This window comes from Croceitalea sp. W27 (assembly GCF_055693185.1).
Genome location: NZ_CM146327.1, coordinates 696,740 through 708,446, shown reverse-complemented (window position 1 = coordinate 708,446; position 11,707 = coordinate 696,740). Strand labels below are relative to the sequence as shown.

9 protein-coding genes are annotated in these 11,707 nt (G+C 36.8%); 5 read left to right on the top strand and 4 right to left on the bottom strand.

The genetic code is table 11. The features are described 5' to 3' along the window. Positions 1–31 precede the first annotated feature (31 nt). Complete coding sequence (locus ACZ1GR_RS03285) at positions 32–1,951, bottom strand: S9 family peptidase (protein WP_472610817.1); 1,920 nt, start codon at positions 1,949–1,951, stop codon at positions 32–34. A gap of 10 nt (positions 1,952–1,961) precedes the next feature. Next, complete coding sequence (locus tag ACZ1GR_RS03280) at positions 1,962–5,195, bottom strand: WD40/YVTN/BNR-like repeat-containing protein (RefSeq protein ID WP_472610816.1); 3,234 nt, start codon at positions 5,193–5,195, stop codon at positions 1,962–1,964. 157 nt (positions 5,196–5,352) lie between these two features. Here ACZ1GR_RS03280 and ACZ1GR_RS03275 point away from each other — a divergent pair, with 157 nt between their 5' ends. Continuing rightward, positions 5,353–5,886, top strand: coding sequence for a hypothetical protein (locus ACZ1GR_RS03275; RefSeq protein ID WP_472610815.1), 534 nt, complete (start codon positions 5,353–5,355; stop codon positions 5,884–5,886). A 166-nt stretch (positions 5,887–6,052) separates the two neighbouring features. Here the strand turns inward: ACZ1GR_RS03275 and ACZ1GR_RS03270 are convergent, their stop codons facing one another. Then, positions 6,053–6,685 carry a methyltransferase domain-containing protein gene (locus ACZ1GR_RS03270; RefSeq protein WP_472610814.1) on the bottom strand — a complete coding sequence of 211 codons (633 nt, stop codon included), beginning with the start codon at positions 6,683–6,685 and terminating at the stop codon, positions 6,053–6,055. Between the two features lie 401 nt (positions 6,686–7,086). On the opposite strand from ACZ1GR_RS03270, the gene ACZ1GR_RS03265 reads away from it, so the two are divergent. The 4 genes from ACZ1GR_RS03265 to ACZ1GR_RS03250 all read left to right on the top strand — a co-directional run bounded on the left by ACZ1GR_RS03265 (position 7,087) and on the right by ACZ1GR_RS03250 (position 10,264). Further along, the gene (locus ACZ1GR_RS03265) at positions 7,087–7,548 is read left to right on the top strand and encodes a mobile mystery protein A (RefSeq protein ID WP_377766529.1); all 462 of its coding nucleotides are present in this window, start codon (positions 7,087–7,089) and stop codon (positions 7,546–7,548) included. Then, positions 7,539–8,135, top strand: a complete 597-nt coding sequence (locus ACZ1GR_RS03260) for a mobile mystery protein B (RefSeq protein WP_472610813.1) — start codon at positions 7,539–7,541, stop codon at positions 8,133–8,135. The genes ACZ1GR_RS03265 and ACZ1GR_RS03260 overlap by 10 nt, the downstream gene beginning before the upstream one ends. A gap of 190 nt (positions 8,136–8,325) precedes the next feature. Further along, positions 8,326–9,318, top strand: a complete 993-nt coding sequence (locus ACZ1GR_RS03255; RefSeq protein WP_472610812.1) for a helix-turn-helix domain-containing protein — start codon at positions 8,326–8,328, stop codon at positions 9,316–9,318. Positions 9,319–9,415: 97 nt separating this feature from the next. Further along, entirely contained in the window at positions 9,416–10,264 is an 849-nt protein-coding gene (locus tag ACZ1GR_RS03250; RefSeq protein ID WP_472610811.1) for a hypothetical protein, read from the top strand. A 66-nt stretch (positions 10,265–10,330) separates the two neighbouring features. Here ACZ1GR_RS03250 and ACZ1GR_RS03245 read toward each other — a convergent pair whose 3' ends face one another. After that, complete coding sequence (locus ACZ1GR_RS03245; RefSeq protein WP_472610810.1) at positions 10,331–11,701, bottom strand: amidohydrolase family protein; 1,371 nt, start codon at positions 11,699–11,701, stop codon at positions 10,331–10,333. Positions 11,702–11,707: the final 6 nt, after the last annotated feature.

Below are 11,707 nucleotides of genomic sequence, written 5' to 3'. Positions count from 1 at the left end.
AGGGTGACGAATTTTCTCGTTTTTAAAAATATTAAATATCGCCGTCTTTGATAGGGGTTACTTTTTCACCCTTTAAATGAACATCTAAAAACTTTAAGACTTCACTATAGGCTTTAATTTGATTTTCTTTTTTTACAAACCCATGGCCTTCATCTTCAAACAGAACATATTCTACGGGAACCCCATTTTTACGCACCCCTGCTACGATTTCGTCGGACTCCACTTGAAGAACCCTTGGATCTTTAGAGCCCTGAAGTACAATTAAAGGTTTGGTTACTTTATCTGTATGGAATAATGGAGAGATTTTTCGCAAACGAACAGAGTCTACGCTATTTGGGTCACCCAATTCTTTATAAAGTGCCTCTTTTTGGGCTTCCCACCATGGCGGGATACTTCTTAAAGTTCGGATCCAATTGGTAACACCAAACAAATTGACCCCTACATTAAATTCTTCTGGAGCGTAGGTCAATGCAGCCATGGTCATGTAACCACCATAAGAACCCCCGATGATTCCAATTTTGTTCGGGTCTATTTCTGACTGACTAGCGAGCCAGTTTTTACCTTCTATGCAATCTTTTAAATCTTTATCACCATGATTTAAATCATCCATTTGATAAAAGGTTTTGCCATAACCACTGCTACCGCGGTTATTTACCGCTAAGACGGCGTAACCATGGACCATATATTGCAGAAAAGAATTAAAGCCTTGTCTGGATTGCCCCCCAGGACCACCATGCACCCAAACCAAAGCGGGAACTTTGTTTTCTGCGGACGCTTGGTGCGGCTTGTAATAAATTGCAGGAATTTCTACCCCATCAAAGGAAGGATAGCGAATTACCGCTGCATTTACCAAATCCTCTGGCTGTATTTCATCATTCAATACATCGGTAAGTTTCGCCTGTTTTTTACTTTCTAAGTCATAAACAAAAAGATTAGAAGGCGTATGTGAACCACCGGCATAGAAACGCATCGATTTTTCATCTCTAGAGAAGGAGACATTGGTGATATCCATGTTGTCAAAAGAGGGCAAATCAATATTTTCCCCAGAAGCGACATCCATTACTTCGATGGTGTTTTTTGCATCTTCATTGATATAGGTTACGCGATATTTACCTGAATCGGTAAAGTAACTACCCATAATATCCCAATCTTTAGACAACACCTTTTCACTTGTTCCATCGGCGATATTGTATTTCATTAGTTGTGCAAACTCTCCACCATCATCGGTCGTATAGTATAAAGAAGCTCCATCTGGAGAATAGTCTTGTGGACTATTGGCGCTCTGGTTTTTGTTTATTTTGGTCAATGCCTTGGTCGACATGTCATATAGAAACAAATCAGAGTCACTGGTATTAATGGGTTTTATAAGCGCTAAATACTTTTTATCGTCAGAAAGCCCCCCGATAAAATACCCATCTTCATTCTTATAAAGCATTTTTGGTGTAAAGGTTTCGATATCCATTTCATATAAATCGGTATACCTCGGGTCTCTTTTATTGGACGAAAACAAAAAACTTTTTTTGTCATCTGTCCATCCAGAGAAACCAGCTCTTGCCCCCTCAAAAGGAGTTAAATCTCTATGACTTCCGTCTTCTTCTCTAAGATAAATATGATAAATCTCGTCTCCATTACCATCCATACGGAAAAGCATACGTTCATCATTGGGGAAATAGGAGGTTGCAAATACAGAAGAACTGTCCGATTGACTAACAGGCAACATCTCTCCGTCTTCAGTGGAAACGGTATACATATTATAAATTCCGGAACGGTTACTTGAGATTAGTAATTTTGACTTATCAGGCGAAAAACTCCCACCGCCTACAGCTTCATTATCCATCATTTGTGCGATGGTATACGTTTTCATCGTGTCTGCCACAGATGGCGCAGCTTTTTCTTCTTTACAGCACCAGAAAAGAGTAATTGCAAGTAGTACTAAAATCGTTTTTTTCATGCGTTGTTTTTTAATTGATTGTAAATGTTTCTGTTTCCTTAAACGGTGACAGGTCTAGTGCTTCTATCGATTCACGATAGGCTTTCCATTTTTCATTGAAAAAGGAGTTCGTTTTATCCAAAGCGGATTTTAAATCATCTTCAGAGTATTTAATAAGGTCTTTTTCGGTTTTTGTAAGGCCAGATTTTCGTGTACCTACATAAAAACTGGCATTACCGATTCGCTGCATCACGTTGATTTCTGGATTACGGGTAATACCCTGTCTTTTATCCTCTTTACCAATATAAATTGCTACGACGGAATCGATAGCTTTAATAATAGCACCGGAAGCTTTTATTTGGTCTTTGTACTTGTCTTTATCCAAGGTTTTCATCTCCTTTGAGAATTTATTGGCCAAATCTTTGTTTTTGACCAACTGTTTTACCGCATCTGCTGCCGTTTGCGTGTAGCCTTCCAACTTTTTACTATGCTCGTAAACTTCATTTATAGAAGCTATTGATACATTGAGTCTCGGGTCGGTCTTTACGGTGACTCTTGTAGAATCGGTAGCTTCACCAAAGCTCACTTTTACTTTATAAGTACCAGGTTTCACTTCGGTTCCGCCTCTTTCACGTTTGTTTTTACTAATTTTTCGTGCAGGTCTGTCCGGCCCTTTTTCGTCCATGTTCCAATAAATTCTATGGAATCCGGCTTTTTCAGGCGTTTTATATTTTAGGGTTCTTATTAAACGGGTACCATCATAAAAATCGAACTGTACGGAATCCTTTTTCTGAACATCGGTCAATTCTTTTTTATTATCTGTTTTTTCATCTTCACTGTTTTCATCTTTATCCTTTTCGTCACCTTCTTTTTTATCTTCTTTCATTTCCTTTTTACCTTCCTTTAGGTAATAAGTAATCATAGCGCCATATTTTCTGTTTTCGGCATTGTATAGCGCATCTCCACCAAAACGACTGCCAGTAGGCTGCTGATAAGCTGCAAGATATCCATCAGGACTATCAAATAGTTTGATGTCTTTTTGTAAAATATTTTTGTTGGATGCCAATGCTCTTAAAGGGCGAATATCGTCTAGAACCCATGCCGCACGACCAAAAGTTCCAATCACCAAATCATGTTCTCGTGGCTGAATCACCAAATCTTTAGTGGAAACAGTTGGGAAGCCTTCCGTCCACTTTTGCCATTTGTTTCCGGCATCAAAAGAAATATAAAGACCATCATCCGTACCCAAGAACACCAAATTCGAGTTAACAGGGTCTTCAACAATCGATAAGGTATAGCTTTCCACGTCATTCGCATCAACAATACGTGTCCAAGTTTTACCATAATCTCTAGTTCTGTAAGCGTAAGGTGTATAGTTGAACCTACGGTAATCATTAGCTATGAGTAAAGCTTCTCCTTTATTTTTGGTGGAAGCTTTTATTTGAGGAATCCAACTTCCTGCTGGTAGCCCTTTAATATTTTTGGTAACATCGACCCAGTTGGCGCCTCCATTCTGAGTTACATGAACACGACCATCATCGGTACCTACCCAAAGCATATCTTTTTCAACAGGTGAAGGTTCTATGACTAGAATCGTACAATGGTTTTCTGCACCTGTAGCATCCATTGTTAGTCCACCACTTTCGCTCTGTTTTTGTTTTTCTGGGTCATTGGTTGTCAAATCTGGAGAAATAACCTCCCATGTCAAACCTTTATCGGTGGATTTATGTACAAACTGACTACCAAAATAAACTGTACTGTTATCATAGGGGTCTTGCCCAATACCGGCATTCCAGTTAAAACGAAGTTTTGTTTCCGCATCTGGTGGCGTAGGGCGAACGATGTAGTTGTTACCTGTTTTCCAATCGTATCTTGATACAAATCCTTGCTGGCTCATGGCATAACCAAATTGGTTATCATCTAAATCTGGTACTACATCAAAACCATCGCCAAAGGCAATCTCCTGCCAGTAGCTGTTGCGTATCCCTTGTGCTCTCCAAACATAGGCAGGCCCTCTCCAAGAACCGTTATCTTGCATTCCTCCATACACATTGTAGGGGTATTCATTATCTACATTAATGTGATAAAACTGTGCGACAGGAAGATTACCAATAAAACGCCATGTTTTACCGCCATCTTTGGTAATATTCATTCCCCCATCATTCCCGTCAATCATGAATTGGCCATTATTTGGGTGAATCCACCAGGCATGGTGGTCTGGGTGTACCCCGTTGTCCACGCCATAAGCCGGCATTAACTCCTTAAAGTTTTTGCCGCCATCTTCAGAAACGTTTACGTAGGTAAACACCGAAAACACCCGGTTTTCATTCTCTGGGTCTACATGAATATCTGAATAGTAAAAAGGTCTATTACCGATATCACTTTTATCATTTATTTTTTTCCATTTAAAACCGCCGTCCTCAGATTTGTATAGGGCATTCTTTTTCGCTTCGACCAAAGCATATACAATATTGGGCTTGTTTTTAGCTATGGTAATACCGATACGACCTAACTCGCCTTTTGGCAGGCCATCTTCATCAGTTAGTTTCTTCCACGTTTTACCGCCATCGTGCGTCATATGCAGACCACTGCCTTCACCACCAGATTTAAAGAACCAAGGATCACGTTTATGTTCCCACATGGCCGCGATTAATTTATTCGGATTTGTTGGGTCCATTACCAAATCGGCAACCCCCGTTTTATTGTTTACAAATAGAATTTTCTCCCAAGTTTGGCCGCCATCCGTAGTTTTATAAACCCCTCGTTCTGGGTGAACGCCCCAAGGGGAACCAATAGCGCCCACATAAACCGTATTAGGGTCCGTAGGGTCGATAACCACACGATGAATATGTCTGGTTTTTTCCAAGCCCATGGCTTTCCAGGTTTTACCACCATCCAAAGACTTGTAAACCCCAAAACCACCATTTAAACTGTTACGCGGATTACCTTCTCCAGTACCTACCCAAATAACGGAAGGGTTAGATTGTTGTATAGCTACGGCACCGATTGAGGCAGTAAGTTCTTTGTCAAAAATAGGATCCCATTTGATACCGCCCGAAGTAGATTTCCAAAGACCACCAGAGGCCGTACCTGCGTACATGACATCTGGATTTTCCGTGACCACGTCAATTGCGGTAACACGGCCACTCATACCGCCAGGGCCAATGTTCCGTGGTTTTAGGTCTTGAACAAGGTCCATTGTAAATTCTTGGGCAAATAGAGAAGTTGAAGCCAAAACTAGGGCTAGAAGTAGTAATTTTTTCATTATCGGAATTAGTTGGAATTAGTCGCCTAAAGATAACCAAAAGGCTAGTGCGATATCTTAAAAAGGTGTTAATAGAAATTTACACTTTCGAAGAGAATTGGTAACGAAAAAGGAAAGTTGACGTCTACTATATCAAATCGATCAAAACCGAAAAATCATGACGCTTAAATTAGGTCTAAATCGCCGTATTTTAATTACCGTACTTGTAACATTTCTAGTTTGGGGACATATCGCTTGGGATTATTTCCATGGTGGTATTCCTACTCACTACTTATTTCATAGCAAGGACATGCCCGGTATTCCCAATTGGATGGGAGGCTTAGTGCTTCCCTTTTTCACTTATTTTTTATTATACCGAATACATAAAAGAATTGATAGACCAAATAGTAAAGAGAAGTTACAGCAAGTTGTTTTGTCATTTTTAGCTTCGGCACTAGTTGCAATCTCTATAGCTATCTGTTTTATGAATGAGGTTGACATTATAGATTATATAATGGGTTCTTTATTTATTCTGGCCTTCTTTAAGCCCTTGTATAAAGCAGAATACTTGTTAGGTTGGGTTTTAGGTTCTTCATTTACCTTTGGAGCCATAATCCCCATAGCATTTGGAAGCCTTTTTTGCTTGTTCTTATTTATTTTTTATAAGGTGGGAATTGGGGTTGGTGATTTAGTAAAACGAAAATCTAAATAAGGCGGGTTCGATATAAATTCTTAGCACTTGTACTTTAAGCATCAACAAATATGGGCAATGTCACTTCGAGTTTTTTGACTTTACTCAAGATAAATCAAAATGGAGAAGCTTTTATAGATAGATGCTCTAAAGAGGTCTAGACTCCGCTCGACCTGACGCCGTGGGTTTATGCTTGCTTTTTGGTAAAAATTCCGAACAGTTCATTGCCTTGCCGTGGGGGAATGGAATTGTAACACCTTTCGAAAGTTACCGCGTTTAAATGTTTGGTCAAGTATTTTAGATAAAGCAATTTGTCCCCCCCAAAAGGACGTTTTTCCATATTTCCCGTAAGCGGAATATCAAACCAAAGGCCTACTAATTTGCCTGATGGTTTTAAAAGTGTGTTCATGTGCTTGGCATAGGCAAAACGCTTTTTAGCTGTGGGTAGAAAAGAACAGAAGAAGGTTTGCTCAAAGATGAGGTCGTACTGGTTTTTATGATTGAAAAAATCTTCTTGAAGCAATTGTTGACTTGGAAAATCTGGATTTCGCTTTTGAAAACGGTTTAGAGGAATTGGAGAGATATCCATAACAAACACATTGATAAAACCCTGCTGCCATAAGTATTCGGCCTCGTAGGCATTACCAGCTCCGGGAATTAGAATTTCTATGGACTTAGCTTCTAATTGGTCTATATAGGTTTTTAACGGTGTAGAAGGATAACCGATATTCCAACCTGTACGTTCTTCTTGGTAGCGCTGTGACCAGTATTTTTCTTCTTTAGTAGACAACAGTTGTTTTTGACTATGTAAATTACACATATATAAGAATTAAACGTACTAGTACGTTTAGCGAATTGATGGAGTATATTCAGCTAAAGCTGACCCATGTGGCTATACTTTGCAAAAAACGCAAAGCCCCGCCCCATGGAAAGTGTACTCCATCGCCGGGCTAAACCAAATCACTTTAATTGCTGCGCAAAGGCATAATTAGACAGCTTTAGCTGCGGTACGTGCGGAATGAAAACGTACGTCATCAAGAGCCTAAAAGTAATTTGGCCACGTTCACCCCGACGTTAGCTTTAATTTAGTCAATCCTCTAAAGTAAACTTTAAAGTTTACTTTTTTTGTTTTATGTAAACTTATGTATTTACATTTTAATATATTTGTAACTATATATGTTTACAAAAAGTTTTATTTGTAAACTCAAATATTTACATAAAATGAGGAGCAAGCAAAAACTTCTAATTGAGCAATTGGACCAAAAACTACAACCATTCTCAGAATCTAGAAAAGTCCTGGTCCCAGAACGTGGATGGATAAATACAATTCGGACCACACTCAACATGACTATGGCTCAACTTGGGACCAAGTTAAATATAACAAGACAAGGAGTAAGAAGAATTGAAGAAAGTGAAGCTAACGGTGGGATAACGCTTAACTCCTTAAAAGATGTAGCCAATGCAATGGACTTAAAATTGGTATATGCACTGGTCCCAAAAAATGGGACCATCAACGATTTAATACAAATTAAAGCGGAGAAACTGGCCCAAAAGATTGTGTTGCGGACAAATCAAAATATGAAACTAGAGGATCAGGGAATTGGAGATGAAAAGATAGCCAAAACTATAAATGAACTTGCTCAAGAAATAAAACGAGAAATGAGAAGGTCATTATGGGATTAGAATTCAACTATAAAGACGGACAAACACCATTAGAAGAAGAGGAAAAGGAAGGGTTGAAAATAAAAACAATTACAACCCAAGGCGAACTGGACGAATTTGAACAATTGAATATTGAAAAAGCGGTTGAATGGACTATTCATGCAAATTTGAAACGCGAAAAAATACTCACAGAAAAATTTGTCAAAGATCTGCATAAACGAATGTATGGAGATGTATGGAAATGGGCAGGTGAATTCAGAAGGACTGAAAAAAACATTGGTATTCCATGGATCCAAATTGCAGTAGAGTTAAAAAATCTATTGGAGGATACAAAATATTGGATTGAGAATAAAACTTATTCGCCAGAAGAAATTGCAATCAGATTCAAACATCGAATAGTTTCTATTCATTGTTTTCCCAATGGGAATGGAAGACATTCAAGAATGATGGCAGATATAATAATGGAATCAATATTTAAGAAAGAGATTTTTACGTGGCACCAATCAAATATGGTCAGAGCTGACGAAATAAGGAAAGAATATATAAATTCACTTAAGCAAGCTGATAATGGAAATATTAATCCATTAATTGAATTTGCAAAAAACTAAAGCCAACAAAGAACTGAGATAAAAAACAACTCTTTTCTAAATTAAATTGAAAAACAATAAACTTAACTAGAAAATCAATATTTCATTAATAAATAGTATCATTCTCTTTGGGGCTATACAAGGCTTTGCATTATGCTTGTTTTTCTCTTTTAAGAAAAAGGAAAACCAAAGAGCATTTATTTTTTATGCTTTGTTTCTTTTTTCGCTATCTTTTTTTAATCTGATTTATGCTTTTCACATTCTTGGTATAGAAAAGTTTGCAGGTATACCGGTAAGTTCATTTCCGTTTCCATATAAATACCTAATTGGAGTAGGATTTTATTTCTATATAAAATCCCAAGTATTCAAGGATAAAAACACAATTCTTAAAAAAGAATATCTTTTATTTCTACCAGCTTTATTTTATGGTGTTCTAAGAACGTATTGGTACGTGAATCTTCATACTGGTATAGATAAGGATATTTTTTTTAATGTATACAAAACAGGCTTTTTTGTTTACAATGAATTCGCATATTTAATTTTTAATCTTGTATTAGTCTTTTTTGGCATACGTTTCTTAAGAAGAAATAGTACAGAACTTAAGGGCTTACACAAGGTTCGGAAAAATTGGAATTGGCTACTAAAATTTTCTTATGTCTTCGCTGCATTCACAATACTGAATTTAATACATCAAGTTCTTGTTACTATCGCAGGTCTGCAAGATAATGGCCAACTTTACTTGATTATTTTGGTCATAAACACCATATATATCTATTGGGTTGGATTAGAATCACTCACAAAATCACAATTCTTATTTAACGAATTTAGCTTAAAGCAGCATAGCAATAACACCTCAAAATCATCACATTCTTTAGCTCATAAATTTGAAGATTATATAGCGAAAGAAGAAATATTTACTAATAAGAGTTTAAAGGTATCTGATTTTGCTTCCTTATTAAATGTAACAGAAAAAGAGTTGTCTTTATACATACACGAAACTTTTGATATGACGTTTTCTGATTATATCAACCAACAAAGAGTAGAAAAAGTAAAAAAACAGTTACAATCCGATGACCAAAAGAAATATACCCTTGTAGCTATCGCTGAAAATGCTGGTTTTAGTTCTAAATCTTCTTTTAATGCTGTGTTCAAGAAATTTACCGGATTAACACCTTCTCAGTACAAGTCAACACTTAAAAAATAATACGTCCAATATTTTTTTTATGGACATTCTTCCGCCTTTTTTTAATAGAAACAACCTATTCCTAAATTAGTTTTGTCTTCATAATAATAATTTTTTTATGAAAACATTACTTAGGATTACCTTACTTGGCTTTTTATTTATAACACTAAATATACAGGGACAAAATAAACTGCATACGGTTAAGGATAGCATTACATTTTTCTATAATGATTTATTCGAAAAACTAGAGACCAAATACCTAAAACGTGAGGAGGTAAATTGGAACTCCATAAAACCCTTCATTATTAACAATGCAACTAAATCGGAAAGTTTGTTTATTACGAGACTTTTAGATGATATAAATGAAGAAATATCATTTATTGATAATTATATACACTATAACAAGCAAGTCAAGGATTTTACTAACAGAGTCCAGCAACACTTCTTAAACCCTGATTTGGCTCTTAATATGCCCAATCAAAGTCTTATTGATTTTTACCAAGCAAGTCAGGATATTGATGCGAGACAGCCGGCTTCAACATATAAAGAACTTAAAAATTCAGGGCAAATTAATCTCATAAACAATTACGAATTAAGAACAAGGCTAATAAACTTTTATGAATCAAATTGGTCAAATTCAAACACAGCCAATTATCAAAACAGTTATAGAGAATATTTGAGAAGAAAAATGCCAAATAACATTCAAGAAGAAATTAGAATCAATTGTGGAGACATCATAATAGAAACAAAGAATAGTTTATCTATTAAACTTCCAGAAAATTGTCAAATAGTTCTTAATGAAAAAGAAGCAAACATCGTCTTAACAAACTTATTGAAGGATTCAGAACTTAAAAGTAACCTGAATTATCTTGCAGGTAACATACATTCAAAACTTACAATGGTAAATTCCATTCAAAGAAGATTAACAGAACTAAAAAAGGAATTGGAACAGAATAAAGAAAAGTAACGAAAGCACAACAATGTATACGAGATCAGACTTGCTATCGCTGTGTCCGGCCCATACACTTGGCCGTTATCTCAAAGCATTTTCAGCAATTTTTTCAAGCCGTTCTTCGATTTCTGTTTTCGTAATAACCTGTCCTTTTAAAATCACAGCTTGTATGGTTTTTAGCGCTTTTAAATCCTCTAAGGGGTTAGCTTTAAGCAAAACTAAATCTGCTACCAAACCTTCTTTTACTTGTCCAAAAGTGTCTTCCTTATCAAAGAATATAGCTGGGTTAAGCGTTCCAGATTTTAGAATATCCTTTGGAGTCATTCCTGAACCTAACATGCCATCAATCTCATGATGAATGGAAAAACCAGGAACGTTAAAAAGTTGCGGAGCATCAGAACCTAACAAAATTCCATGTCCGTTTTTATTTAATGCCGCTAACAATTGTTTTCTAATACTATCAAATTGCTGCCATTGCTCCACAGAAAAACTATTGTCCCCCATGTAACGCTCCTTAGTTTGTTTCCAATTTGCCAAGGTGGCTTTTGGCATATATTTCATTTCGGGTTGCTTTAATAATTCATCAGCAGTAATAGGTGCGAACCAACGTTCAAAAAGACTTTGTGTAGGTACTATCCAAACTTTATGTTTTTTGGAAAGGGAAACCAGTTCATTAATATTGGCAGTATTTGCTAGTGGTGTAAAAGCATAACCAAAGAAACCATTTGTTGTTGGGTCTACGTTTTTAGATTCAGGAACCAGACCTTCTAAAAAACCGTCGATATGATCAATAGAAGCATAATTACTTTTTAGGGCATGCCTAATACCAACATCTACTGGAACATGACCTGCAAAAGGGATTCCTACCTCATTGGCTGTTGTAACTACTTGGTCAAAAACCTCACGTTGTATACCAGGATGAATCTTTAAAAAATCGAAACCTGCTTTTTTGTAAGCCGTTACCTTATTGATAGCTTCCTCTTTGGATGTTACAGAATTTCCATTAAGGGATGGGCTAGAGGTAAAAATTCTTGGACCCAGAACTTTACCGTTTGCAACATCTTCGCGGAGCGTTAAATGGGTCTCATGACCGAGCATACCCCTAATTGTAGTAATACCATTGGACAGATAAAGAAAAAGAACTTCTTCTAACCGCTCTCTTGGGGTATTGGGTTGCGGAATATGGGCGTGCATTTCCGCAAGACCCGGTATTACATATCCATTCTTACCATTGACCACGTTTTGATATTGGTCTGCATTTGGGACTTCGGCTAGAATAGCTTGAATCTTTGCGGAATCGATGATTATGTGTTGGTTTCGAATCACTTCTCCATCAACAACATCCACAATATGAACATTGGAAAGTAGGGTTGCCGTAGGACTTACTTTTTGTTGCGACTGTCCGCAAGAACTTAAGATAATTGTTATGAGGAATAGTGTTGTTTTTTTCATTGGAAC